Here is a 24,549-nt window from a genome sequence, read left to right as displayed (position 1 = left end):
GTCGGCGCCGGCCCGGGGGCGGGATCGTGACGACCGGGGCGGTCAGTCCTCGTGGTCGGCCCGGCGCATGACCACGAAGCGGTCGCGCCTGGCCAGGTCCTTGCGGTTGAGGACATCGCGCCAGCCCTTGTCCTCGGGGAAGAGCCAGGGGATGTCGATGCCCTGGCCGTCGTGGTGCTCCACGGACATGGCCCCGCCGGGGCGCAGCAGCCTGCGGCCGACCGCCTCCAGGTCGCGGATCATGTCCAGGCCGTCCTCGCCCGACCACAGGGCGGGGGCGGGGTCGAAGTTGCGCACCTCGGGGGGGATGGCGTCGGCCTCCCGGGTGGGCACGTACGGCGGGTTGCTGATGAGCAGGTCGACGCCGCCGTTGAGTTCGGGCAGCGCGGTGCGCATGTCGCCGTGGTGCAGGGTGACCCGGTCGGCGTGGCCGCTGGCGTCGATGTTGCGCCGGGCCCACTCCAGGGCCGTCGGGTCGATCTCCACGGTGTGCACCCGGGAGCGGGGCACCTCCTGGGCGATGGAGATGGCGATGGCGGCCGAGCCGGTGCCCAGGTCGACGACCAGCGGGTCGGCGACGTCCATGGCGCGCAGCGTCTCGATGGCCCAGTCGACCATGATCTCGGTCTCCGGCCGGGGGACGAACACGCCCGGGCCGACCCGGAGTTCGAGGTAGCGGAAGTAGGCGCGTCCGGTGATGTGCTGGAGCGGTTCACGGGCCTCGCGGCGGGCGACGCACTCCCAGTACCGGGCGTCGAAGTCGGTGTCGGCGACCGTGTGCAGTTCCCCTCGACGGACACCGTGCACGAACGCCGCGAGTTCCTCGGCGTCCGTGCGAGGCGATGCGATGCCCGCGTCCGCGAGTCTCAGTGTCGCGCGGGCGACCTCGTCGAGAAGAAGGTTCATGATCCCTGGGCCGCTTCGAGCCTTTCCTTGGTGTCCGCGTCCACGAGGGCCTTGACGACGCCGTCCAGCTCCCCGTCGAGGACCTGGTCGAGGTTGTAGGCCTTGTAGCCGACCCGGTGGTCGGAGATGCGGTTCTCCGGGAAATTGTAGGTGCGCACGCGCTCGGAGCGGTCCACCGTGCGGACCTGGCTCTTGCGCTCGGCGGCGGCCTCGGCGTCCGCGCTGGCCTGGGCCTCGGCGTAGATGCGGGCGCGCAGGATGCGCATGGCCTGCTCCTTGTTCTGGAGCTGGCTCTTCTCGTTCTGGCAGGAGGCCACGATGCCGGTGGGCAGGTGGGTGATGCGCACCGCGGAGTCGGTGGTGTTGACGCTCTGGCCGCCGGGGCCGGAGGAGCGGTACACGTCGATGCGCAGATCCTTGTCGTGGATCTCGACCTCGATGTCCTCGGCCTCGGGGACCACCAGGACGCCGGCCGCGGAGGTGTGGATGCGGCCCTGCGACTCGGTGACGGGGACGCGCTGGACGCGGTGGACGCCGCCCTCGAACTTGAGCATCGGCCAGACGCCGGCCCCCGGCTCGGGGGTGCCCTTGTTCTTGAAGGCGATGGTGATGTCCTTGTAGCCGCCCAGGTCGGAGTGCGTGGTGTCGATGACCTCGGTCTTCCAGCCCTGGCGTTCGGCGTAGCGCAGGTACATGCGGACCAGGTCGGCGGCGAACAGGGCGGACTCCTCGCCGCCCTCGCCGGCCTTGACCTCCATGATGAGGTTCTTGTCGTCGGCGGGGTCGCGCGGGACGAGCAGGAAGCGCAGCCGCTCGGTGAGGCGTTCGGCCTCGGCGGTCAGGCGGTCGGCCTCCTCGGCGAAGGAGGAGTCCTCGGCGGCGAGCTCGCGGGCGGCCTCGATGTCGCTCTCGGTCTCCTTGAGCGCGCGGTACGTCTCGATGATGGGGGTGAGCTGCGCGTAGCGCTTGCCCAGTGTGCGCGCCCGGCCCTGGTCGGCGTGCACCTCCGGGTCGGCGAGCTGCTGCTCCAGCTCGTAGTACTCCCCCAGGAGGTCGTCCAGCTTCACTTGTGCCACCCCGTCTTGATTCGCGTGCCTCGCCTGCCGTGTCGCCCCCGCGGGGGCCGTGGGTCCCGTGGCGCCGGATGCACCGGCGCCACGGGCGGAGCGGGCGCCGCTACTTGGTGCGCTTGCCGAAACGCTTCTCGAAGCGGGCGACCCGGCCACCGGTGTCGAGGATCTTCTGCTTGCCCGTGTAGAACGGGTGGCACTCGGAGCACACCTCGGCGCGGATCTTGCCCTCGGTCACCGTGCTGCGGGTCACGAACTGGGCACCGCAGGTGCAGGTCACCTCGGTGGTGACGTACTCGGGGTGAATGTCGGCCTTCATCGTGTGTCTCCTTGTTCATGCGCGGCCGCCGGACGCACGCCTGACGCACCACCGCTGCGGTGGGGCGTCGTGAGGTCATGCGCGAACCGGTGCCGCGGCGATCCAGGTAAGGGCGGCGGGTCCTCGTGGAGGAGGACGGGCCGTATCCCCGACTACCAGTTTGCCAGAACCACAACCGTGCCGTGACCGGTGTCTATTCCGTTGCCGATTCCGTGGTCGGACACCGGCGTCCCGGACGTCTCCGCCCGGAAGGTCCGTGCCGGTCACCGGGCACCGACGACGCACGGCGGCCCTCCCCGGTCGGGAAGGGCCGCCGTGTCCGTCACGGGACGGGCGCTCAGGTGGTCTTCTGCACCTGGAGCAGGAACTCCGCGTTGCTCTTGGACTCCTTCATCTTGTCCAGGAGCAGCTCGATGGCCTGCTGGGTGTCCAGCGCGTGCAGGACCCGGCGCAGCTTCCAGACGACGTTGAGCTCCTCCTGCGACATGAGGATCTCCTCCTTGCGGGTGCTGGAGGCGTCCACGTCGACCGCGGGGAAGATGCGCTTGTCGGCCAGGGAGCGGCTGAGCTTGAGCTCCATGTTGCCGGTGCCCTTGAACTCCTCGAAGATCACCTCGTCGGCGCGCGAGCCGGTCTCCACCAGCGCGGTCGCCAGGATGGTGAGCGAGCCGCCGCCCTCGATGTTGCGGGCGGCGCCGAAGAAGCGCTTGGGCGGGTACAGCGCCGTGGAGTCCACACCGCCGGACATGATGCGCCCGCTGGCCGGGGCGGCCAGGTTGTAGGCGCGGCCCAGGCGGGTGATGGAGTCCAGCAGGACGACGACGTCCATGCCCATCTCGACCAGGCGCTTGGCCCGCTCGATGGCCAGGTCGGCGACGACCGTGTGGTCCTCGGCCGGCCGGTCGAAGGTCGAGTGGATGACCTCGCCCTTGACCGTGCGCTGCATGTCGGTGACCTCCTCGGGACGTTCGTCCACGAGGATCACCATCAGGTAGCACTCCGGGTTGTTCTCGGTGATGGCGTTGGCGATCGCCTGCATCACCATCGTCTTGCCCGCCTTGGGCGGGGAGACGATCAGCCCGCGCTGGCCCTTGCCGATCGGTGCGACCAGGTCGATGATGCGCGTGGTCAGCACGCCCGGCTCGGTCTCCAGCCGCAGCCGCTCCTGCGGGTACAGCGGGACGAGCTTGGAGAACTCCTGGCGGTTCTTGGCCTGGTCGGGCGACATGCCGTTGACCGAGTCCAGGCGCACCAGGGCGTTGAACTTCTCCTTGCGCTCGCCGTCGCGGGGCTGGCGGACCGCACCGATGATGTGGTCGCCCTTGCGCAGGCCGTGCTTGCGCACCTGGGCCAGGGAGACGTAGACGTCGCTGGACCCGGGCAGGTAGCCCGTGGTGCGGACGAAGGCGTAGTTGTCGAGGATGTCGAGGATGCCCGCGACCGGCAGCAGGACGTCGTCCTCGCCGATCACCGGCTCCGGCTCCTGGCCGCCCCGTCCGCCGCGCCGGTCCCTGCGGTCCCGGCGGCGTCCCCGGCGGCGTCCGCCGAACTCGTCGTCGTCGGCGTTGCCGCCTCCGCCGCCGCGTCCCTGCGGGCCACCGCCCTGGCCGCCGCCCTGCTGGGCGCCTCCGGCGCTCTGGTCGTCGCCGCCGCGGTTGCGGTTGCGGCGGTTGCGCTGGCGCTCACGACCCTGCCCGGACCGGCCTTCGCGGTCCTCGGAGCTGTCGGAGCCGGTCTTCTGGGGGGTGCTGGATGTCTTGGTCACGCTGCTCGCGGAGGTAGAGGAGTCGGTGCCGTCCACCGATCGGGGCTGGTCGCCGCCCTCGTCCCCGCGCCTGCGGGTGGAGCGACGGCTTCGGGGCGCCTTCTCGCCCCGCCCCTGGGGGTCGGTCACGGCCTGGTCCGACGACCGGTCGGCGCGCGTGCGCGCCTCGTCCGAGCCCGACGGCTCCTGGGACCGGCTGTCGGTTGCCTCGACCTTACCGGCCTCGGGCCCGGTCTCGGTCTTCTTCGGCGATTTGGCCTTGGCCGGCGCGCCCACGGGACCGCCCTGCTTGGCCTCGATGGCGGCGATGACGTCGCTCTTGCGCATGCGCCCCGTACCGGTGATGCCCAGGCTCGACGCGAGCTTCTGCAGCTCGGGGAGCTTCAGGGCGGCGAGACCGGTACCGCGCGCCGCGGCGCGGGACCTGCTCGGCGACGTCGTGGCCGAAGCGTCGCCGGCCTCCGTTCCGGAGGCGCCGGTGCCGTTCTTGCTGTCGACCGCCGCGTCCGTTCGGAGTTCGGTGGTGTCGCTCACTAAGGGTCCTTCCCAAGGAGCGGGCTTCGGCCGTCAGCGGGTGCTGGAGCGGCCGGCCCGGTGGTGCGAACCGGCTGGGCCGGGTAGGGCGTGCCCCACGTGGATGTCGGAAACCGGCGAGAAGACGGTCCCCTACCCGATCGCGGCGGGCTCTGGGTACAGCCGGACGTCGGGGCGGGTGGCTCGGTGGTACTGCCGATCGACCGCGGCGGAACGCTCATCCGGGGAGGAGGAGCGGACAGCGGAGACGTCGACACGTTCGCGGAGAATCCGCGGAATCGACACATCGGCCACCGCTTCCGGACGGTCGTGGGACCGGACCACCGGAGTATGGGATGCGGAGGCCGCTGTGGCGGATGAGCACTCGCCCCGCAACGGGGCATCTGGTGCTTCACCTAGCCTAACATCACCAGAGGCCACGGCTATTCCTCGACACATGGTGCTACGGATGGGGAGATGGGGACCGCACCCCCGCCTGCTCGACTGACAGGGGGCGTATGTCCCAATCATTACCCGCACTGCGACGGATTGAATCAAGCACTTCGGTGATTTCCGGCGAATCGACCCGGGCCTCCCCCTCCGCCACGGAGCACAGCACCAGGACCGTGGGGCCCGCTCCGGAGACCACGGCGGGAAGTTCCCACTGGTCACGCAGGTCGCGGATGAGGTCGAGGGTGCGCGGCATGGCGGGCGTCCGATACTCCTCGTGTAGCCGATCCCGGGTGGCCGCGTACAGGGTTTCGGGGTGGCCACAAACGGCCGCCGTCATCAGCGCGGCGCGGCCCGCGTTGAAGGCCGCGTCGGCGTGCGGGACGCTCTCGGGCAGCAGTCCGCGGGCGCGTTCGGTGGACAGCCGCCACCCCGGTACGCACAGCACCGGGAGCAGCCGCGGGTCCGGGGCGAGGGAGACGGCACCCCAGCGGTCGGCCTCGCGGTAGGCGACGGTGTAGCCGCCGAAGACGCACGGGGCGACGTTGTCGGGGTGGCCCTCCAGGTCGGCGGCGACCTGGTAGATCCAGTCGCGGTCCGGGCCGCCGTCGGGTCCGGTGCGCCCCAGCAGGGCCGCCGCCGCGGCGACGCCGCCGACGATCGCGGAGGACGACGATCCCAGGCCGCGCGCGTGCGGGATGCGGTTGACACAGGTCAGGGTGAGGCCGGGCGGCTTCTCCCCGGCGCGCTCGAAGGCCGCGGCGATGGAGCGGACGACGAGGTGGCGGTGGTCTGCGGGGACCTCGCCCGCGCCCTCCCCGCTCACCTCCACCCGGAGTTCGCCGTCGTCGCGCGGCACGACCTCGAAGTCGTTGAACAGGGACAGCGCGATGCCCAGAGCGTCGAAGCCCGGACCCAGGTTGGCGCTGGTGGCCGGAGCGCGGACGAACACCCGCTCGGGACGCGGTGGGGTCATGGTGGGGTCTCTCAGTCTTGCGTGTTCACGGCGGGGCCGCTCCCGCGGGGGCGTGCGCACTCCCCCGCGGGAGAACGCTCAGGCCAGGTCCAGGGCCCGGGCCGCGGCCAGGGCGTCGACCGGCACGGTGGTGGCGGAGGCGGCTCCGGCCAGGGCCCAGTCGGGGTCCTTGAGGCCGTTGCCGGTGACGGTGCAGACGATCCGGCTGCCGCGCTCGACCAGCCCGGCCTCGACGGCCTGGAGCAGGCCGGCGACGGAGGCCGCGGAGGCGAGTTCGACGAACACGCCCTCCTCGGCGGCCAGCAGCCGGTAGGCGGCCATGATCTGGCGGTCGGTGACCTTGTCGATGATCCCGCCGGACTCGTCGCGCGCCTGCTCGGCCAGGCTCCAGGAGGCCGGGTTGCCGATGCGGATCGCGGTGGCGATGGTGCTGGGGCTGGTGACCGGGGCGCCGTTGACGATCGGGGCGGCGCCGCTGGCCTGGAAGCCGAACATGCGCGGGTTGCGGGTGGAGATCCCGTCGCGGCCGTACTCGGTGTAGCCCATCCAGTAGGCGGAGATGTTCCCGGCGTTGCCGACGGGGATGCAGTGGACGTCCGGGGCGTCGCCCAGGGCGTCGACGATCTCGAAGGCGGCGGTCTTCTGGCCCTGGAGGCGGTAGGGGTTGACCGAGTTCACCAGGGCGACCGGGTAGTCGACGCTGAGCTTGCGGGCGAGCTCCAGGCAGTCGTCGAAGTTGCCGTCGACCTGGAGCAGGCGGGCGCCGTGCACGAGGGCCTGGGCGAGCTTGCCCATGGCGATCTTGCCCTGGGGCACCAGGACGGCGCAGGTCATCCCGGCGCGGATCGCGTAGGCGGCGGCACTGGCGCTGGTGTTGCCCGTGGAGGCGCAGATGACGGCCTTGGCGCCGTCCTCGGCGGCCTTGGTGATGGCCATCGTCATGCCGCGGTCCTTGAAGGAGCCGGTGGGGTTGAGGCCCTCCACCTTGAGGAAGACCTCGCATCCGGTGAGCTCGGATACGCGCGTGGCGGGCAGCAGGGGCGTGCCGCCCTCCTGGAGGGTGACGACGGGGGTGCTCTCGTTGACGGGGAGGCGGTCGCGGTACTCCTCGACGATGCCTCGCCACGCCCGTGCCTTGCTCACGACAGTGTCCCTTTCGGGTGGATGCGGATTCCGCTCGATACGCGATGGAGAAGATGGAGAAGAGGTGGGGCGTTGCGGCCCCGAAGCGGACCCGGGGTGCGGCCCCACCTGGAACGAGTCTACGGCCCGGACGGGATCATCTCGAATCGCGGTCGCCTTTGTCCGCATTCCGAGACGACCGGGCCCGGGGGCCGGTGCGGGTACGGCGCCCCGCCCCGGTCCCCGGTCCCGGTCATTCCGCGAAGGTCTCCACGCGCATCACGCTGGCGACCTCGCGGACCATGTCGTGGCCGCGCAGGTCCTCGACCGTGCGGCTGAGCGCGGCGTCCGGCGCGGGGTGGCTGACCAGGACCAGCTGGGCGTCGTCGCCGCGGCCCTCCTGGCGCACGTTCTTGATCGACACCTGGTGGCGGGCGAAGATCTCGGCGACCTTGGACAGCACGCCCGGGCGGTCGGCCACGTCCAGCGCCACGTGGTAGCTGGTGATGGTCTCGCCCATGTCGTGGACGCCCAGGCCGGTGTCGTGGCCGCCCTCGGGGACCGAGGTCCCCGCACGGCGGTTGCGCGCCACCGCCACCACGTCGCCCAGCACCGCTCCGGCGGTCGGGGTGCCGCCCGCACCGGCTCCGTAGAACATCAGCCGGCCCGCCGACTCGGCCTCCACGAACACCGCGTTGTAGGCCTCCTTGACGCCGGCCAGCGGGTGGTCGACCGGCAGCATCACCGGGTGGACGCGCACGCCCACCGACTTGTCGTCCTCCGAGCGCTGGCAGATCGCCAGGAGTTTGACCACGCAGCCCATCGCCCTGGCGCTGGCGATGTCGGCGGCCGTCACCCCCGTGATGCCCTCCCGGTGCACGTCGGCGGCGGTCACCCGCTGGGTGTGGAAGGCCAGCCGCGCCAGGATCGCGGCCTTGGCGGCGGCGTCGAAGCCCTCCACGTCGGCCGTCGGGTCGGCCTCGGCGTAGCCCAGGGCCTGGGCCTCCTCCAGGGACTCGGTGAACCCGGCGCCCAGGGAGTCCATCCGGTCCAGGATGTAGTTGGTGGTGCCGTTGACGATCCCCAGCACCCGGTTGACGCGGTCGCCGGCCAGCGAGTCGCGCAGCGGGCGCAGCAGCGGGATCGCGCCCGCCACCGAAGCCTCGTAGTACAGGTCCACCCCGGCCTTGCGGGCGGCCGCGTGCAGCGTCTGGCCGTCCTCGGCCAGCAGTGCCTTGTTGGCCGTGACCACGGACTTGCCCGACTCGATCGCCGCCAGGATCAGCGAGCGCGCCGGCTCGATCCCGCCGATGACCTCCACCACGACGTCGATGTCGGGCCGGGTGGCCAGGGCCATGGCGTCGGTGGTCAACAGCTCGGGGGCGATGCCGCGGGCGCGGTCGATGCGCCGCACCGCGATCCCGCCGACCTCGATGGGCGTGCCGATCCGTGCGGCCAGCTCCTCGGACTGCTCCTCGATCAGGCGAACGACTTGCGAACCCACAACGCCGCATCCGAGCAGCGCCACCTTCATCGCCATTTGGGCGTGACTCCCAGTTCTCTCGTGATCCTCTGACCGCCGTCGCGCGGACCGGTCAGCCGACGTCCAGGCGGAGGAGGTCCTCCTCGGTCTCCCTGCGCACGATCACGCGGGCGGCACCGTCCCGGACCGCGACCATCGCCGGCCGCGGCAGGTGGTTGTAGTTGCTCGCCATGGAGAGGCAGTAGGCGCCGGTGGCCGCGACCGCGACGAGGTCGCCCGGGCGCAGGTCGGCCGGCAGGTACAGGTCGTGCACGATGATGTCGCCGCTCTCGCAGTGCTTGCCCACCAGGCGGGACAGCATCGGTCCGGCGTCGCTCTCGCGGGAGACGAGGCGGCCGGTGTACTCGGCGCCGTACAGGGCGGTGCGGATGTTGTCGCTCATACCGCCGTCGACGCTGACGTAGGTGCGGATGCCCTCGACGTCCTTGACCGTGCCGACCTCGTAGACGGTGATCCCGGGCGGACCCGCGATGGCGCGGCCCGGCTCCACGGCCAGGCGCGGCACCGGCAGCCCGGCCTCCTCGCACTCGCGGCGCACGATCGACGTCAGGCCGTCCGCGATGGTCTTGGGGTCCAGCGGGTCGTCGTCGGAGGTGTAGGCGATGCCCAGGCCGCCGCCCAGGTCCAGCTCCGCCAGGGTGATCCCCAGGTCGGTGTGGATCCCGGTGAGGAACCGGGTGACGCGCCGGGCCGCCACCTCGAAGCCGGAGGTGTCGAAGATCTGCGAGCCGATGTGCGAGTGCAGGCCCACCAGGTCCAGGTGCGGGGCCGCCAGCACCCGGCGGACCGCCTCGGCGGCCGCGCCCGTGCTCAGCGCGAAGCCGAACTTCTGGTCGTCGTGGGCGGTGGCCACGAACTCGTGGGTGTGGGCCTCCACACCGGTGGTGACGCGGATCAGGACCTTCGGGGTCCGGTCCAGCCCGGCGGCGATGCGCTCCAGGCGCTCGATCTCGTCCAGCGAGTCGATGATGATCCGGCCGACCCCGGCCTCGACCGCGCGGTGCAGCTCGCGCTCCGACTTGTTGTTGCCGTGCATGCCGATGCGGTCGGCGGGCACCCCCGCGGCCAGGGCGACGGCCAGCTCACCGCCCGAGCAGACGTCGAGCTTGAGGCCCTCCTCGATCACCCAGCGGGCGACCGCCTTGGTCAGCAGGGCCTTGCCCGCGTAGTAGACGTCGGACCCGGCGAACGCCATCGCGTAGTCGCGGGCGCGTGCCCGGAAGTCCTCCTCGTCCATGACGAACAGGGGCGTCTCATAGGTGGCCGCCAGCTCGCGCACGCCGACACCGCCCACGACCAGGGCGCCGCCCTCGCGGCGGGCGGTGGCGGGCCACACCCGCGGGTCGAGGGCGTTGAGGTCCTCGGGCGGCAGCGGCGGGTTGTCCTCGGGAAGGATCTCCGCGTGACGGGATCCGGCGGGGTGGGCGTAGCGGCTCATAACGGGCTTTCGGCTGGATCGGTGTGACGGGAGGGACGGCACCCCTCCCCCATTGTCCACTTCTCCGATCGGAACGCAGGGGTCGGGTGCGGTCCATCGGGCGCGGCGGGGTCACAGCCTTGTGGGCGCGGACACCCCGAGCAGGAACAGCCCGGTGCGGAGAATCCCGGCGACGGCGGACGGCAGCGCCGGGTCGGCGGTGGTGTACCCCGCCGGCGTGGTCGCGGCAGAGGGACAGGTCCGCCATTCATCGTAGGCACCGGCCAGCGTTTCCAGGTATCGGACCAGGATATGGGGTTCCTCTCGGCGGGCGGCCCCGGCCAGTGCGCTGGGTCCGTCCACCAGGGCGCGGCGCACCGGGGCGGTGTGCCGCTCGCAGGCCGCGAGCCGGGGCGCCCCCTGGGCCACCCACCGTATTCGGGACACCGCGTGCGCGTGGGCGTAGCGCAGCCGGAAGGCCGGATTGGCGTCGGTCAGGCGGGCCCACGCCCCCGGGTACTCCGCCGAGGGCAGCACCGGCAGGTCGCGGCCGGTGGTCTCGGCCTTGCGGGGATGCTCCGGGACCGACCGGCAGAAGGCGATGCGGGCGCTGTCCTCCCCGACCGCGCCCAGCACCCGGGCCGCGGCGCCGAACAGCTCCGCCCGGTCCCCGTCCAGATAGGGGTCGCGCCAGGACACCTCCTCCGCCGCCGGGAGCGGGGGGGCGGCGCCGCCCGTCGCCAGGGCGATGCGGGCGCGCGCGTCCGCGCGGGCCCACCGGCGGGCCTGCGCCACCGGCCCGGCCTCGTGCAGGGCGGTGCGGGGCCACTCCCCCGTGCCCTCCCACCGTCGGCCGGTGAGGAAGCGGGGGCCGTCCGCGGCCTCCCGGAGCAGGTCGTCGCGCTGGCGCGCGCCCAGGGTCACGTTCAGGAAGCCCCGGTCGTCGGCGTGCAGCCGGGCGTAGGAGAGGCGGCCCCGGTCGCGCAGCTCGGCCATCCGGGCGGCGATGCGCCCGGCCACCCGCAGGTGCGGCCGCCCGGTCCCGGCGGTCAGGCGGTCCCCCAGCGCGCCCGCCAGGCGCGGCGCCAGCGCGGTCGCCGCGTCGGCTCCGTCGGCGGCCTGGTCGCCGCGCGGCCACACGAACGGGATCCGGTCGGCGGGCAGGTCGAAGGCGTCGGCGGCGGCGGCCCGCACGACCGCCTCCAGGTCGGCCGGGGTCACCCGCGCCCCCCGAGCAGGCCGCGGATGACATCGATGAGCGCGTCGGGGTCGAACGGCTTGGTGACGTAGGCGTCCACCCCGATCCGGTCGCCCCGCCGCACGTCCTCCTCCTGGGTGCGCGCGGTGACCAGCACGATGGGCAGCGTCCGTGTCCGTTCATCGGCGCGCAACCGCTCCGCGGTCGTCCAGCCGTCCAGCCGGGGCATCATCACGTCGAGGGTGACCACGTGCGGGTCGATGTGGCCGACCCGGTCGAGGCAGTCCTGCCCGTCCACGGCGGTGAACACCTCGAACCCCTCCAGTTCGAGGTTGAGGCGGATCAGTTCCCGGATCACGTCGTCGTCCTCGACGACGAGAACCCGTGCGGGCAAGGCGTTCACGGCGCGACATTACCGCCGCGGGGGCGGGCCGCACCACCGGAATCGGGGGATCCGCCGCGCGCGCCAAACGGGTGGACGAAGCGCGCGGAGCCCCTGCTACAGTTGTTCACGCAAGCCAGCCCCCTTAGCTCAGGGGATAGAGCAACGGCCTCCGGAGCCGTGTGCGCAGGTTCGAATCCTGCAGGGGGCACAGAACACCGACCACGACAGACGCCGCGCTGACCAGGCAAGACACCTGGTGGGCGGCGTCTCTTCGTATGTCAGGACACGTCATCGTGCAGCACGTTCACCGAGCTTCTGTGGACCACTCGTGGACCGCCTGTGGACCACCGGTGGACCGGGCATAAACGACAAAAAGGGCGGGGGCTCCGAAAGCACTCGGAGCCCCCGCCCTTGGCGCTTCATCAGCATGTGATCCGGGTCACCTGTGATCGCCCATCCGGTCGATCCACACCTCGTCCATCTGCGTCCACACCTGCGCATAGACCCGTTGCAGCACCTCAACGCTGTTCCCGGCCCACTTGGCCACCTGGGTCGCCGGGACCCCGGAGTTGAGCCGGTAGGTGATCCCGGCGTGCCGCAGGTCGTAGGGGCGCTTCAGCAGCAGCCCCTCGTACTCCTCCGGCGTCATCGCCAGCCGACGGGTCCGGTCCCACACCCGCCAGTAGGTGGAGGGCTGGATGGGGTTGTCCCGCTCGCTCCGGAACAGCCGCCCGTCCGGCCCGGCGCCGTAGCGCTCGATGTGCTCCCGCAGCAGGGCCACCAGCGCGGGCGGGATGGGCACGGTCCGGGACGGGCGCTTCCCCCGGCCCTTCCCCTTCTTGCGGCCCTTCAGGCCCCGCTCCTCGTGCGAGGCCCCGGAGTCCGTCCACTTCTTCCCCGGGGCCGGCGAGCTCTCGGAGAAGGTGAGCTTGCCCCAGCCCTGGGCGGGCAGCTCGCAGCCGGAGCGGCGGAGGTTGGCGACCTCTTGGGGGCGCATCATCCCGTAGTACATGCAGCCGAACCAGGCGGCGAACCGAGGCCCCTGGCGGCGGCCGACGTAGCTCACCATCGCGAGCGTCTGCCGGACCCTCACCGGGTTCCCGATCGAGCGGGGGTCCACCTCCTCCTCCGCCTTCGGCGGCCGCCAGTCCGTGGGCAGGTCCCTCTTCCCCAGCGGGTTCTCCGAGAGCCGCTTGAGCAGCACGGCGTGGCCGAGCACGGCCGAGAAGCCGCGCCGGCGGCGGCTGAAGTAGTCGGCCGCGGCCTCTCCCCCATCGAGCAGGCGGCCGCACGCGCGCACGGCGGCCCCCAGGTGTCGGGTGTCGGCGACCTCGCTCACCGGGATGGAGGCCTTCTCCAGCCAGGCGAACACCTCCCGGGCCGGGGGAGGCGGCTCGGGGAAGACCCACTCCCCCGAGCCGTCGCGCTCCATCCGGAAGCCCCAGTCGCGAAGCGCCCGGCGGAGGGAGTCGGCATCCGGCGTGCCCGGGGTGTCGTGCACCAGGACGGGGGTGACCGCGGTCAGGGCCTCCATGGTGCTCACCCGGGTGTTCCCCGCCATGCCGGGCCAGCGCTCGGCCACGTACTCGCGGGCGTGGGTGAACCAGGAGACGTCCCGGAGCTGGCGGAGCTTGGTCTGGGGCAGGCCGGTCTCGACATCGAACATCTCGCCCTTGCGGGCGGCCTCCCGCAGCTCCGACATCCAGTTCGCGGCGAGTTCGGCGGTGAGGAAGGACCGGGGGTGGACCCTCTCCGCCGTGCGCCATCGCGCCTGGTAGGGCCGGGCACCCTTTCCTCGGTCCCGGACCTTGTAGAACTGCACGTCATAGGTCATGGGCATCAGGCGCCGCCCTCTTCCAGCCAGGCGTCGAGCCAGCTCCGGCGGATGCGGATCTCGCCGCGGCGACCGCCCATCCGCTTCATCTTGGGGACCTGTCCAAGGCGGACCATGCGGTCCCAGGTGCTGCGGGAGATGCGGAGTTCCTCGCAGACCTCCCGCACGGTGAGGAAGGAGTTGGGCCGGTCGGTGCGCGTTCCGGTGCTCATTCGGGGGTGACCTCCAGGTAGACGCGGACGTGGCCGGGGTTCTTGCGGCTGGGGTAGGGCTCGGAGGGGTCGATGGCCGGCAGGGCGGTGGTGATCGCGTCGACCACCCGGTCGACGATGTCGGGCGGTCCGATCACGCGGACCTTGGCCAACTCCGGACGGGGTTTGCGGTCATGGGCCATGCTGGTGGTGCCTCTCCTTCGGGTTGGGTTGGGCGGCCCCGGCCAGGGCTTGGTAGGCATCAGGCCGGGGCCGCTTCGTGAGCGGGTTCGTAGGTGCGCCTCGCGTGATGGGCGCAGGAGGTGCACACCTTGGGGTGGGTGGTGGCCTCGAACCGGCGGAAGGCGGCGCTGCAGCGGATGCAGGGGCCGGTCTCCACAGGCTCCTGAGGGTTTTCAGAGAGTTGGGGGAACCCAGCCTCCGCAGGGTCCGCAGCCTCCATCACCTGTTCTGAACTGGCCGAATGTGCGGATGCTGGTGCGGAGGCTGAGCCTCCGGCAGACTCCGCACCAGCCTCCGCAGCTCCCGCCGGGGCGGCCTCGGCGATGCGGTGGGCGGTGAAGGCGTAGAGCTGACGGCGCTGCCGGTCGGCGGAGCGCCCGGCCTCGGTCACGGTGATGCCGATGGACCGCAGCACCGGGGCGTCCCGCTTGAGCTGGCCGGAGGCACGGGTGGCGTCCACCGGCCAGGAGCGGGGCCGCGGATCGGGGACGGCCACCAGGTCCAAGAGCTGGCTGACCGATCCGGTCCAGGTGCCGTGCTGGTCGACGAAGTCGGCCACCGCGGACGTGAACGGCTTGGCATCGAGCAGGTCGGCGGTGGTGACCTGGGAAGCGGCCAGGTAGGTGGCCAGGGTCTCCCAGCCCATGACTCTGTCCAGGGCTCCGAGGACGTGCGCGAAGTCGGCCATGCGCGGCGATTCGGCCAGACGGATGTCGGGCAGGGTGGCCAGCACCTGGCACAGCAGGTCGAACAGCGCGGCCCGGATGGCGGGCGCTGACTGGTCGAAGGCCGCCTTGATCTCGGCGACGGGTCGGCGCTCGCTGCGCTTGATGGGCAGGAACTCCACGGCGAGCATCCGCTCGGACAGGTCCGAGGCCAGGGCTCCGGTGTCGATACTGGTCAGCGCGAGCAGCCGCTGAAAGGACAGCACGGACACGTCGTCGTCGCTGTACAGGGCCCGGTCGACCAGGCTGTCGCCGGTGACGGCCTTGCACAGGGTGTCCGACAGCCACATGGGGATGGCTGAGACGTTGTCCAGGCACACCGCCCAACTCGCCGTGGCGACGGTCGCCCACGTCTTGATGTCCTTGGGCAGGGACCGTAGCGCGGCTGGTGAGGGGTCGACCAGGTTGACCAGCATCTCCAGTGCGGTGGACTTGCCGGTGCCCTGTTCGCCCTTCCCGGCCAGGATCGGGTGCGGGATGTCCGGGAGCAGCCCGGAGACCAGCCATCCGACTATGAGCCGGAACGCGCTCTCGTCGACGTTGAGTAGCCCTCGCAGGGCGGCCAGGCCCTGGTCGGTGTGCCCGGCCGGGCCGGGGTCGGACATGGGGCTGGTCAGCTTGGTGCGCCGGAACAGCACCGGGCTCCGTTCGCGGACCTGCCATCCGTCGGAGCCGACGACCACGCACCGCCCGTCGGGGGTGCCCAGGTCGATGACGACCTGGGCACCCGCTTCGGTGCGGTGGGTGGTCAGCCGCAGGTTGATCTTCTGCGGTTCCTGGTCCACCGCCCGGCCCTCCAACACCGCGATGGCGTCGGTGAGGGCCGACTGCGAGGGAACGGAATGGTGCTCGTCGTAGTACTGGCGGGCGAGTTGGACCCGCAGGCCGTCCTTGCGCAGCAGCGGGAACGCGATCTGGGGTCCGCCCCGCCGAACGGCGTAGGCCTTGCCGCCGGGGCCGGCCACCACGTTGACGTGCCGGTCGGCCATCTCGATCAGCAGGGTGGCCTGGGAGGGCTTCTTCTCGTCGCTGTTCCCGCTCATCTACGCGGCCGTCCTTCCTGGGCGTGGGGTGGTGCGGCGGGGCTCCCGGAGGCCTTTGGCGAGTCCGGAGCGGATGGTGGCCTCGATCTCCCGCACCGGATTTGGGTCACCTGCGGTGTTGGCATCCAGGGCGGCGTTGCGCAGCGCGTCGGCGACCCAGTCGGCATCGAGCAGGCCTTCGCGGGCCAGCTGACCGAGCGAGGCGGCGGCGATGTAGAGGTTCTCGTTGCGCGTCCCGGGAGCGGCGTCCCGAACCCTGGCTAGCTCCCCCTTGACCGCGGCCCGCACGTAGGCGGCACGGCGCCGGTCGTCGGTGAGGATCGCCGACAGGCCACCGGTTGCGAGCCCCGGGGTGGGGCGGGAGCTGGTGGTCGGCTTCTCCTGGGAGTCGGGCCTGCGGAGCAGGCGCCTATGAATCCACCAGGGCAGCGGTGCGGGATCTTCGCGGTGGGTGACTTCGTAGGTGCCGTTGCCGTCGGGTGCGGTGACGGGGCACCCGGGGCCGACGACGTAGCCGCCGTGGGCGCGGGTGTCGATCAGCCATCCGAGCCCGGCGCCCTGGTCGCCGCTGGTGTTGCCCAGCTTCGGCCCGTCGTGGGGGTGGGTGAAGTACAGGTGGGTGCCGCCCCGGCGAGTGCGGACGGTGAAGGTGTCCAGCGGCAGCGGTTCCCCGGCCTGTTCGGCCCGCACCGCCAGCACATCGGCACCGTCGACCACCCCGGGCAGCGCCCACGTCGCGGGCGGGGCCTGTCCGGGCTTGGGGGTGTCGAGGTCGATCACGACCAGGCCCGCGGGGCCGGTGGCGATGCCGTAGTTCGCCGCGGGCCACTGCCGCCACCAGGCGTGGATGCGGGCCGGGTCGGTGGTGGCCGCGCGTTCCCAGTCCTTGACCAGCGGGGGTTTCTTGCTGTTCGGGGTGAGGGGGAAGACCGGCCAGCCGCGGCGGGCGGCGGCCAGGGCGTAGTCGATGGGCTTGAAGGCGTTCATGGGGGCCTCCCGGTGCTCACAAGAGCTTCCTCGGGTCGGGTGGTGCTACAGAAAGGACAAGGCACGGGACCGGCCAGGCTGTGACCGGCCCCGGCGGATTCGGCGGTGGTTCTCGGGACCACCCATCAAGGGCAAGGGGCGGGCCGCCACGGTTGTGACGGCTCGCCCCTGGGGTGGTGCGGTCAGAGCCAGTCGGGCCGGTTGCGGGCGGCCAGGGTGAGGGTGATGCGGTCGTGGTGACCGGTGGCGGCGATGATCGCGGTGAGCACCGCGGCCGTGGTGGTCGCGTCCATGCCGACCAGGGCGTCCCGCAGCTTCACCGGGTGGTCCTCAGCCAGGGACACGGCGATGCTCAGGACGGCGACCTCGGAGGAGGAGGCGGGGAAGGCCTGCCGGTTCAGGGCCTTGGCGGCCTTGTTCCAGTCGATGCACGCCAAGGGGCGGTCGGGCTCGAACAGCTCCGAGTCGGGGACCTGGTGGACGCACCGGCTTACGAAGTCGGTGCGCCGCAGCCACACGTTGTGGTCGATGAGCAGGTTCACGGCTGCCAGCGGGGCGGTGTAGCCCTCAGCCCAGTTGCGCAGGCCCTCGATCAGTTCGGCGGTCATACTGGTGGAACTCCTTCGTTGTAAGGGGTCGGCCCGCCCCGAGGTCCTTGGTCAGAGCCGGGGCGGGCCGTTCTGGTCCGGGCCGGACCGATACGGTCCGGTGGTGGCCCGGGCGGACCCTCCGCCCGCCAGACCGCCCGGTGTGGGCGGGCTGGCGGGCAGAGCGAGCACCCGGGCGGGCGTGCCGGTCAGGCGGCGGGGGTGATCTCTTCGCCGGCCAGGGCTTCGGCCACGGCGGCCACCAGGTCACGGGCCGCAGGCGGGGTGACGGCGTTGCCGGTCATGCGCACCCGCTCGCGCTTGTTACCCAGCAGCACGTAGCCGTCGGGGAAGCTCATGGCCGCGGCGTACTCGCCGGGGGTGAGCATCCGGAACCGCAGTTCCTCGACCGAGGCCACGGTGCCGCCGGGCAGCAGGCCGTGGCGTTCCACCGTGGTGACCGTCGGCAGCGGCTGGTCGGCGGGGCGCGGGGAGGCGGTGCCGTAGTAGGGGGCGATCAGGTCCGGGATGGTCAATCCGTGGTGGTTGCCGGAGGCACACACCGTGGACAACGGACTGGTGAGGGGCCGGTGCTTGGACCCGCCGCCCCGCAGCTCCGCAACGAACGGGGGCACCGCGAGGCCGGTCTCGTTGCAGGTCGTGAGGGTGCGCAGCGGCCCGCAGGCCGGGGCGGCCTTCTTCCCCTGACGGCCTTCCACCGGGACCAACAGCGGCCGCCCGTAGGCGGCCAGCCCGTCGCGGATGCGAGCCATGGTCTTGGCGGCCAGCGGCCGGGCGCGGTCGCCGATGCGTTCGGCGGGCAGGGACCAGTCGACGATCTCGGCCGCGGCCCGCACCGCGGGTTCGACCGGGCGGTGGCGGCACTCGATGCGCGGGCACCGCCACAGGTACTGGCTGCGGTACTTGCCGACCTGCCGTTTGCCCTTCCAGGACTGCACGGCCCGGATCGGGCCGTGGGTGGGGCAGGTGGCGGTGGGGCGGATCCACTTGTCCAGGTCCGGGGCGCGGTCTCCGGACCGCCAGGCCACCACGTACACCCGGTCGCGGGACTGCGGGGCCGCGGGCCCCAGCGCTGCGGCGTGCATGGAGTTGAGCGAGACCACCCGGTGCTCGTAGCCCAGGGCCAGCAGGGCGGTGCACCAGGCGGGCCAGAGCACCCAGGAGCACACGTCGACGACGTTCTCGACGATGAGCGCCCGGTAGCGGTGGTGTTCGGCGAACCGGATCGCGTCCCACATGGTGGCCCGGGAGCGTTCGGCGGCCTCGGTTGCGGCGGTCTCGTCGAACAGGTCCGGCTGTTGGAGTCGGCGGGCGATGCCCTTGGCGATGGAGTGGTTGGTGCACGACGGTGACAGCCACGCGATGTCGGTGGTCGGGTAGCGGCGGGGGTCGACCTGGGACAGGTCCGCGCAGTTCTTCACGACCAGGCCATCAGCAACGTAGCTGTGGTCTTCGGCCACCTCCATGGTGTAGACGGGAACGTCTTCTTGGCCAGGGCTGATCTCTTGGACGTAGGCCCAGCAGTGCAGCTCATCGGTCATCGTGTTTTGCCTGGTCGGCTGTTCTCTCCAGTGCACCGACCAGACTGGCTGGCGGGTGACGGTGCGCCCCTGGATGACGCAGGATGGGCCGCGGTCGATGTAGTGCAGGGAAGCCTTGTAGCCCAAGGAGTGAGCCAGCATTCGGACACTCAACGCCAAGCTTTTGGAAATGGTGGAGGTGCGGGTGACCCCCTCGCGCTGAGAACCGTCAGCTGACACGTACCCGGCCAGGAGTGCCCGGCGGTAACTTTCCGGCATGGTGAGTGCCCACCCGGGGATGCCTTTGCCCGCAGCTCCCGATCCGAAGTGCTCACGCAACCAGTCCGCCAGTTTCCGGTTGTAGTCGTAGAAGACATACGCGGTGTTGGTCTCTCGCCCACGCCAGCGAGGGGGAATCTTCCGCCGAAGCTCTTCAGTCTCGTGACGGCCACAGCAGATCGTGACGTCGCCGTTGTGGTTACCCGACGACCCGTCCCCAAGCCATCGGCCGATGAGCCACCACGCTGCTACTGGGTCTGCTCCCAGCTTCTCGGGAGCCTCCAACCATGGGAGTTCTCCAAAGGCAACCGGGAAAGCGAGCATGTCGCGGTGATGCCCGGCTCGGCGGACTCGATCGACGTGCGCGTCGCCGATTGGGGCCCACCTGGGGGTTCCGTATTCGCGGGCGTAGTCGTTTCCTGCACTGCGAAGCGTGGTGCGCCGCGTCCAGAACTCGTGGTTCGGTGTCACCTCGGTGCCCGCTGCGTGGAGTGCAGCCTTGGCGATCACTGTTCTGTCCTGCTTCTCGAACTTGCGGACCACCGGGCGCCATCGACCCTTGTGGGTGAGCACCAGCTCTCCGGGACGGATCTCCTCGATGGGTCGCATACCAGCGGCGGTCAGGATGAGGGTTCCGGCAACGAAGCAGTCGTGGTCGACGCTGGGGTGGTTGGTGTTGTGGGTGTCCACGGCCAGCCGCCAGTGGTTGGCGGCCAGGCGCACGCTCACCCCGGGAACCTGAACGGCGCCGGAGGAGGATCCGCCGGCGCCGCAGAAGAAGTCGGTCACGGTGAGGGTCAACGGTTTCTCCTTGCCGGGGGTCACTGGCGGACGGGCATGACGACGTGCCAGTAGGTGGCGTCGTCGGTTTCGGGGACCAGCAGGGCCGGGACCGGGGTGCGCCGCAGGAGCAGGCGGACGGTGTCGGCGCGGCAGGCCCGCAGCGCGTCGGTGAGGTAGCGGTGGCTGAACGCCACCGTCACCTTGGGCTCGCCGTCATCAAGGGCGGTGACGGCGGCGGACAGGTCTTCGCTGGCGTCCTCGCCGTCGGCCCCACCGTGCACGGTGACCTGGTCGGGGCCGGTGGTGAGGTGGACGGGGGCGGTGTCGGCGAACAGGCGGGCGCGGTCGATGGCATCGAGTAGCTCGCCGGTGTCGGCCACCACTTGCACGGCGGCCTCGTTCAGGGCCTTGTCGTGAAAGGGTGCGGTCTTGACCCACGCGGCATCCAGGGGGCGCATCACCAGGAACCGGGCCTGGTCGGCCACGGCCAGAACGGTGGCGGTGGCCTCGGTGTCCAGGTCCGCGGACAGGGTGAGGATGCCGGTCATCGACTTGGCGGCCAGCGCCAGTGCGGTGCTGGGGATGAGCGCCGTCACCGGCCTGTCCCCGGCCGGCTCGGAGGGGTCGGGCAGGGTCGGTGACCAGGGCACAGTGCGGTGGCCGATGCGGTACCGGTCGGTGCCTTCCACGACCAGCCCGGTAGGCCCGAACTCCAGGTGCAGCCCGGCCAGCATCGGCAGTGTGGCGTCGTTGGAGACGGCCACGCTGGTGCGGTCCACGGCGTCGGCCAGGTCGGCGGCGGCCATGGTGCCCAGCTCGGTGGCGGGCCGCTCGGGCGGGTCGGGGTAGTCGTCGGTGGGGAAGGTGCGCACGGTCGCCGACACCGGCCCGCAGGCGATGCGCACGCGGGCTTCCTCCGTGGTGAGGGTGAGGGTGCGGGAGGCGGGCAGTCGGGAGACCAGGTCGGCCAGCAGCCGCCCGGGCAGGATCACGGTTCCGGTGTCGGTGGTGTCGGCTTCCAGTGCGGCGGTGCCCCAGACCTCGTAGTCGGTGGCGGTGATGCGCACCTGGTCGGGGGCGATGTCCAGCCGAATCCCGGCCAGGATCGGGATCGCGGGGCGGGCCGGGAGCATCTTGGCGGCCCAGGTGAGCTGTTCGGCCAGTACCCCGGCGGTAGCGGTGATCCGCATCGGGGACCTCCTTCTTGTCAGGTAGAAAAGGGGTGAGGGGCACCTGCCGTGTATGGGTCGGCGGGTGCCCCTCGCGTGTGTTCGGAGTCAGGCGGCAGCGGCCTTGCGGGCGGCGTTCTTGCGGTTGCGGCGCAGGCGCCGCCGGTCGGCGCGGGTGGTGCCACCCCAGATGCCGTGTTCGAGCCACCGGGACCCCATCGCGGCCTCCAAGCAGGCGGCTCGGACGGGGCAGCGGTCGCAGACCTCGATGGCGGCGGCGGTGGCGGCCTGGTCGTCCTCGTCCGGGTACCAGTCGCCGGGCTGGCCGGCACGGGCGCACAGCGCCTGCTCCGCCCACCGGGGCGGGGCCGGGAGCAGGTCGGTGCCGCGCGGGCGCGGCCGCAGGCGGGTGAGAGCCATCAGGTTCGTCTCCTTCCAGGACCGGTCGGGTAACCCGCTCTTGCGGGGCGGGTCGCCCGACGCGGGGGTCACATGCGCAGGTCGCCGTAGAAGTCGCCGCCGACCTGCATTACCCCGGACACGGGGCCGCTGGCGTGGATGGCGTTGTTGCTCGCCTTGCTGTGAAGCGGCCCGAAAGCCAGCTCCAAGACGTCGTCGCAGGAAAAGGCCGCGATGAGAGGCATCCCGAAGACATTGGTGATCTGGGTGTCGTCGTGCATGCTGTCGAGCACGATCCGCAGGTGGGCAACGGTCATCGGGCAGCTGGCGGTGTCGCTCACGGGAGAGGCCTTCCGAGTGGCGTATCGGGGTGAACCGGGCGGTCCCCCGGTGGCCCCGCCCAGCGGGTAGGCGAGGGCACCGGGCCATCACCCGGGTGGGGAGCAGGCAGCGCCCACAGCGAGCAAGAGCGCGACCCCCAGGAGTCCGCCGACTGCGGGCGCGGGGCCGATTGGTCCCGGTTCCAGAGAGCGCCGGGTTTCGATCTCGTCGGCGGCGTAGACCGCCGCGAGGTAGGCCAGGGTGAGCACCCCGGCGGCGAGTAGCCCGTCGGGCATCGAACGAGTCCTTCCTGCCTCCCGGGGCACCCCCGGGTAGGCGTCGCCACAGGGCCCTTCACAAGGCGCCGTGAGGGGTTTCGGCGGCGGCGTTACAACTGCCCGTAACGGCAGCTCAGGTGCCGTTACGGGCCGCTGTTACGGGGGCGTCTCGAAGTGCGTTACAGGGCCTCGTAACGGGATGCGTTACAAGGCTCGTAACGGCCTCGAGACGCCCCTTGTTACGGGCCTTGTAACGGGCCGTTACTCGTCGGTGTCGATGCCGGGAGGGACCCTCAGGTCCCCGGTGAGGACGCGGTCGCGGGCGACCTCCAGGGCCTCGCGCGTGTAGCCGCGCTCGGGCTTGTCGCCCGACCGCCACCGCACCGGCTTGGGCTCTTCGTCGATCTCCAGCGCGGACATCCGGGCCCGGACGGTGGGCCGGGACCACTTCATCTCGGTGGCCAGGTCGACCACCGCCACGCCCTTGGTTCCTTCCGAGAGCTGCAGCGCGGTGTGCAGCAGGAGCGGGAGCTGGTCGCCGTCTCCCAGGGACAGGCCGTCGGTGAGCGCCCGGAAGGTCTCATCGACCGATCCGGGGCCGCCGCTGCCGGGGCGGTTCTGCTGCTCCATCTCCTTACGGGTTCGGCGGATGGCGTCCCCCAGACCTTGGATCATGTCCCCCAGCGGCCCGGCGGCCTTCGGCTCCTCTGCCTCCGAAGAACCGGCGGCCTCCGGGGCCGGGGCCGATGGGGTGGCGGGGCGCCGCTTGGGTGCCTCCCCCAGACCCGGGAGCCACCCGATCTTGCGGGCCCTATCCCACCGGTCCATGTACAGGCCCGGGTTGACCCGCACCGTGACGTCATCGAGTTCGGGTCGCCATTCGGCGGTGGCCTCGGCGACCTCCGAGCCCTTGGCGGGATCGGCGTACAGGCCCCGGAACAGGCGGGGGTTCTCGGCGGCGTCGTGGCGTACCAGCCCGTACCCTTCGGCGGGCATCTCCGAGGCGGACGGGAGCTTGCCCTTCCACCCGAACAGGTGGTTAAGCTCGGTCTCGTCGTTGACCCGCAGCCCCAGACGCACCTTGGCCTGGGAGATCAGCGACTTGGGGACCGCGTCGGAGACCGCCCGCAGGGAGCAGATCAGCGCCCGGATGGACGCCGCCCGCGAGCGGTCCGACAGGTCGGTCAGCTTGTCCTTGATCTCGGTGGGCAGGGACGCGGTCTCGTCGGTGACGATCTCGATGTGCGGTACCGCGCTGCTCACCGGGACCTTGGTGTCATTCGCGGCCCGCATCAGGTCGGCGTAGCCGATCTTGCGGGCCTCAATGGCGGCCAGGGCGAAGTCGAGCATGCGGTGCATCTCCTTGGGACCGGTCGCCACCCAGTCGATGGCGGGCCGGGTGACCTTGCCTTCGACCCAGGGCCGCAGGTAGGGCTCGAAGACGCCGCCGCCGTTGGGGTCGATGCCCCAGATGATGACGTCGTCGCAGCGCAGCAGGGAGGCCATGATCGCGGCCAGTTGGGAGGACTTGCCCGAGCCGGTGGCGCCGATGAGCAGCGCGGTCGCCCACTTCAAGTCCAGGGCGACCTCGGAGCCATCGCGGTAGACGCCGTTGGGGATGCCGTCGTAGATGGATCGGCGGGAGTAGTCCTGCGGGTAGGGCAGGGTTTCGGCCAAGGCGTCCACAGTGGAGATGAACAGCTCGAAGGTGCGCCGGGACTCCGGAAGGCCGGCGACTTCGACACCGCACCCGGAGGGCAGGTCGGCGTCGTCGGCCAGGCGGCGGGTGTTGCGTTCCAGCACGTCCAACCCGGCGGCCGGGGGCAGCTTGCCCTTGACGGTGTAGCCGGTCTTCCAGGTCTGGGAGGGGTCGCGCGGGTCGGGGTAGTCCCAGTCGCGGATGTCGGTGACCACGGTGTCGGTGATCCGGCACACCCGGTCGATGCGCCGCTCCCACTCAACCGCCTTGGACAGGCGCTCCTTCTGTTCGGCTTCGGCGCTCTTGCGGTCCTGGGCTGCGATCTCCCAGGCTGTGGTGGCAGGCCGCAATAGGGCTGAGCCCACCGCGCCGATTCCCAGGGCGGCCAGCATGTCCGCGGACCAGGGGCCGCCGGTGGCCAGCGCGAGCGAGGTCCACCCGGTGAAGGCGGCCCACCGGCCCGGCTTGTACAGCTTGGACAGCAGCGGCAGGTGGGCGGTGGCGGCGCGGGTGTAGGAGGCGGTGGCGCCGATCGCGCCGACGGCGGCCGGGCCCCACCAGGGCAGGCCGACTTCCGGCAGCGATCCGACGGTGGCCGCGGCCAGCGACAGGGAGGCGGCATTGGCGGCGGCCAGGAACGGGCCTTGGCGGTGTGACCACCGGTGGGCGAGTTCTTCTCGGTCGCGCTTCGTCTTCTTCTTGGACTTGCGGGACGACGGTGTGCTGATCGACACGGGATGTGCTCCTTCCTGGGAGAGCAACGGGGCCGCGACCCCGGTCAGAGGTGCGCGGCCCTGCAGCGCGGT

General features: G+C 71.6%; 22 protein-coding genes and 1 tRNA gene. 1 reads left to right on the top strand and 22 read right to left on the bottom strand.

Features of this window, described 5'->3' with window-relative positions; genetic code table 11:
• Positions 1–42: 42 nt before the first annotated feature.
• The 10 genes from prmC to QJS33_RS01510 form a co-directional block, all read right to left on the bottom strand.
• A complete protein-coding gene (gene prmC / locus QJS33_RS01555; RefSeq protein ID WP_306366005.1) occupies positions 43–906 on the bottom strand; it encodes a peptide chain release factor N(5)-glutamine methyltransferase in 864 nt (287 codons plus the stop codon).
• Positions 903–1,973 (bottom strand): peptide chain release factor 1, encoded by a 1,071-nt coding sequence (gene prfA / locus QJS33_RS01550; protein ID WP_306366064.1) that lies wholly within the window; start codon positions 1,971–1,973, stop codon positions 903–905. Before prfA ends, prmC begins: the two co-directional genes overlap by 4 nt.
• A 109-nt stretch (positions 1,974–2,082) precedes the next feature.
• The gene (gene rpmE, locus QJS33_RS01545; protein WP_306366004.1) at positions 2,083–2,295 is read right to left on the bottom strand and encodes a 50S ribosomal protein L31; all 213 of its coding nucleotides are present in this window, start codon (positions 2,293–2,295) and stop codon (positions 2,083–2,085) included.
• A 337-nt stretch (positions 2,296–2,632) separates the two neighbouring features.
• Entirely contained in the window at positions 2,633–4,594 is a 1,962-nt protein-coding gene (rho, locus tag QJS33_RS01540; protein WP_306366003.1) for a transcription termination factor Rho, read from the bottom strand.
• Between the two features lie 442 nt (positions 4,595–5,036).
• Positions 5,037–5,999 (bottom strand): homoserine kinase, encoded by a 963-nt coding sequence (gene thrB / locus QJS33_RS01535; RefSeq protein ID WP_306366002.1) that lies wholly within the window; start codon positions 5,997–5,999, stop codon positions 5,037–5,039.
• 78 nt (positions 6,000–6,077) lie between these two features.
• Complete coding sequence (thrC, locus tag QJS33_RS01530) at positions 6,078–7,142, bottom strand: threonine synthase (RefSeq protein WP_306366001.1); 1,065 nt, start codon at positions 7,140–7,142, stop codon at positions 6,078–6,080.
• A 232-nt stretch (positions 7,143–7,374) separates the two neighbouring features.
• The gene (locus QJS33_RS01525; RefSeq protein ID WP_306366000.1) at positions 7,375–8,661 is read right to left on the bottom strand and encodes a homoserine dehydrogenase; all 1,287 of its coding nucleotides are present in this window, start codon (positions 8,659–8,661) and stop codon (positions 7,375–7,377) included.
• A 55-nt stretch (positions 8,662–8,716) separates the two neighbouring features.
• Positions 8,717–10,102, bottom strand: coding sequence for a diaminopimelate decarboxylase (lysA, locus tag QJS33_RS01520; protein ID WP_306365999.1), 1,386 nt, complete (start codon positions 10,100–10,102; stop codon positions 8,717–8,719).
• A 111-nt stretch (positions 10,103–10,213) separates the two neighbouring features.
• A complete protein-coding gene (locus QJS33_RS01515; RefSeq protein ID WP_306365998.1) occupies positions 10,214–11,302 on the bottom strand; it encodes a DALR anticodon-binding domain-containing protein in 1,089 nt (362 codons plus the stop codon).
• On the bottom strand, positions 11,299–11,682 hold the full coding sequence (locus QJS33_RS01510) for a response regulator (RefSeq protein WP_306365997.1): 384 nt from the start codon (positions 11,680–11,682) through the stop codon (positions 11,299–11,301). Before QJS33_RS01510 ends, QJS33_RS01515 begins: the two co-directional genes overlap by 4 nt.
• A gap of 118 nt (positions 11,683–11,800) precedes the next feature.
• On the opposite strand from QJS33_RS01510, the gene QJS33_RS01505 reads away from it, so the two are divergent.
• Positions 11,801–11,872 (top strand) — tRNA-Arg (locus tag QJS33_RS01505).
• A gap of 231 nt (positions 11,873–12,103) precedes the next feature.
• Here the strand turns inward: QJS33_RS01505 and QJS33_RS01500 are convergent.
• The 12 genes from QJS33_RS01500 to QJS33_RS01445 all read right to left on the bottom strand — a co-directional run bounded on the left by QJS33_RS01500 (position 12,104) and on the right by QJS33_RS01445 (position 24,477).
• Positions 12,104–13,504 carry a tyrosine-type recombinase/integrase gene (locus QJS33_RS01500; protein WP_306365996.1) on the bottom strand — a complete coding sequence of 467 codons (1,401 nt, stop codon included), beginning with the start codon at positions 13,502–13,504 and terminating at the stop codon, positions 12,104–12,106.
• Positions 13,504–13,710: an AlpA family transcriptional regulator gene (locus QJS33_RS01495; protein ID WP_306365995.1), complete on the bottom strand. Its 207-nt coding sequence runs from the start codon at positions 13,708–13,710 to the stop codon at positions 13,504–13,506. The genes QJS33_RS01500 and QJS33_RS01495 overlap by 1 nt, the downstream gene beginning before the upstream one ends.
• The gene (locus QJS33_RS01490) at positions 13,707–13,892 is read right to left on the bottom strand and encodes a hypothetical protein (protein WP_306365994.1); all 186 of its coding nucleotides are present in this window, start codon (positions 13,890–13,892) and stop codon (positions 13,707–13,709) included. The genes QJS33_RS01495 and QJS33_RS01490 overlap by 4 nt, the downstream gene beginning before the upstream one ends.
• Before the next feature lie 59 nt (positions 13,893–13,951).
• Positions 13,952–15,700: an ATP-binding protein gene (locus QJS33_RS01485; protein ID WP_306365993.1), complete on the bottom strand. Its 1,749-nt coding sequence runs from the start codon at positions 15,698–15,700 to the stop codon at positions 13,952–13,954.
• On the bottom strand, positions 15,701–16,687 hold the full coding sequence (locus QJS33_RS01480; protein ID WP_306365992.1) for a bifunctional DNA primase/polymerase: 987 nt from the start codon (positions 16,685–16,687) through the stop codon (positions 15,701–15,703).
• Between the two features lie 182 nt (positions 16,688–16,869).
• Entirely contained in the window at positions 16,870–17,295 is a 426-nt protein-coding gene (locus QJS33_RS01475; protein ID WP_306365991.1) for a hypothetical protein, read from the bottom strand.
• A 188-nt stretch (positions 17,296–17,483) separates the two neighbouring features.
• Positions 17,484–19,784 (bottom strand): DNA cytosine methyltransferase, encoded by a 2,301-nt coding sequence (locus tag QJS33_RS31330; protein WP_372339563.1) that lies wholly within the window; start codon positions 19,782–19,784, stop codon positions 17,484–17,486.
• Positions 19,785–19,915: 131 nt separating this feature from the next.
• Positions 19,916–21,067, bottom strand: coding sequence for a DNA polymerase III subunit beta (gene dnaN / locus QJS33_RS01465; protein ID WP_306365989.1), 1,152 nt, complete (start codon positions 21,065–21,067; stop codon positions 19,916–19,918).
• 87 nt (positions 21,068–21,154) lie between these two features.
• A complete protein-coding gene (locus tag QJS33_RS01460; protein WP_306365988.1) occupies positions 21,155–21,466 on the bottom strand; it encodes a WhiB family transcriptional regulator in 312 nt (103 codons plus the stop codon).
• A 68-nt stretch (positions 21,467–21,534) separates the two neighbouring features.
• Complete coding sequence (locus tag QJS33_RS01455) at positions 21,535–21,786, bottom strand: hypothetical protein (protein WP_306365987.1); 252 nt, start codon at positions 21,784–21,786, stop codon at positions 21,535–21,537.
• 87 nt (positions 21,787–21,873) lie between these two features.
• Positions 21,874–22,062: a hypothetical protein gene (locus tag QJS33_RS01450; protein ID WP_306365986.1), complete on the bottom strand. Its 189-nt coding sequence runs from the start codon at positions 22,060–22,062 to the stop codon at positions 21,874–21,876.
• Positions 22,063–22,305: 243 nt separating this feature from the next.
• A complete protein-coding gene (locus QJS33_RS01445; protein WP_306365985.1) occupies positions 22,306–24,477 on the bottom strand; it encodes an FtsK/SpoIIIE domain-containing protein in 2,172 nt (723 codons plus the stop codon).
• Between the last annotated feature and the right edge of the window lie 72 nt (positions 24,478–24,549).

The sequence above is a fragment of the Nocardiopsis sp. CC223A genome (genome assembly GCF_030766825.1).
GTDB lineage: Bacteria > Actinomycetota > Actinomycetes > Streptosporangiales > Streptosporangiaceae > Nocardiopsis.
Note: the sequence above shows the minus strand (reverse complement) of the source record. Positions and strands in the feature narration are given on the sequence as shown.

Bases quoted from the DNA above. Each gene is read 5' to 3' on its own strand.
- prmC (WP_306366005.1), bottom strand. From the start codon at position 906: ATGAACCTTCTTCTCGACGAGGTCGCCCGCGCGACACTGAGACTCGCG.
- rpmE (WP_306366004.1), bottom strand. From the start codon at position 2,295: ATGAAGGCCGACATTCACCCCGAGTACGTCACCACCGAGGTGACCTGC.
- thrB (WP_306366002.1), bottom strand. From the start codon at position 5,999: ATGACCCCACCGCGTCCCGAGCGGGTGTTCGTCCGCGCTCCGGCCACC.
- QJS33_RS01525 (WP_306366000.1), bottom strand. From the start codon at position 8,661: ATGGCGATGAAGGTGGCGCTGCTCGGATGCGGCGTTGTGGGTTCGCAA.
- lysA (WP_306365999.1), bottom strand. From the start codon at position 10,102: ATGAGCCGCTACGCCCACCCCGCCGGATCCCGTCACGCGGAGATCCTT.
- QJS33_RS01500 (WP_306365996.1), bottom strand. From the start codon at position 13,504: ATGCCCATGACCTATGACGTGCAGTTCTACAAGGTCCGGGACCGAGGA.
- QJS33_RS01495 (WP_306365995.1), bottom strand. From the start codon at position 13,710: ATGAGCACCGGAACGCGCACCGACCGGCCCAACTCCTTCCTCACCGTG.
- QJS33_RS01490 (WP_306365994.1), bottom strand. From the start codon at position 13,892: ATGGCCCATGACCGCAAACCCCGTCCGGAGTTGGCCAAGGTCCGCGTG.
- QJS33_RS01485 (WP_306365993.1), bottom strand. From the start codon at position 15,700: ATGAGCGGGAACAGCGACGAGAAGAAGCCCTCCCAGGCCACCCTGCTG.
- QJS33_RS01480 (WP_306365992.1), bottom strand. From the start codon at position 16,687: ATGAACGCCTTCAAGCCCATCGACTACGCCCTGGCCGCCGCCCGCCGC.
- QJS33_RS01475 (WP_306365991.1), bottom strand. From the start codon at position 17,295: ATGACCGCCGAACTGATCGAGGGCCTGCGCAACTGGGCTGAGGGCTAC.
- dnaN (WP_306365989.1), bottom strand. From the start codon at position 21,067: ATGCGGATCACCGCTACCGCCGGGGTACTGGCCGAACAGCTCACCTGG.
- QJS33_RS01460 (WP_306365988.1), bottom strand. From the start codon at position 21,466: ATGGCTCTCACCCGCCTGCGGCCGCGCCCGCGCGGCACCGACCTGCTC.
- QJS33_RS01450 (WP_306365986.1), bottom strand. From the start codon at position 22,062: ATGCCCGACGGGCTACTCGCCGCCGGGGTGCTCACCCTGGCCTACCTC.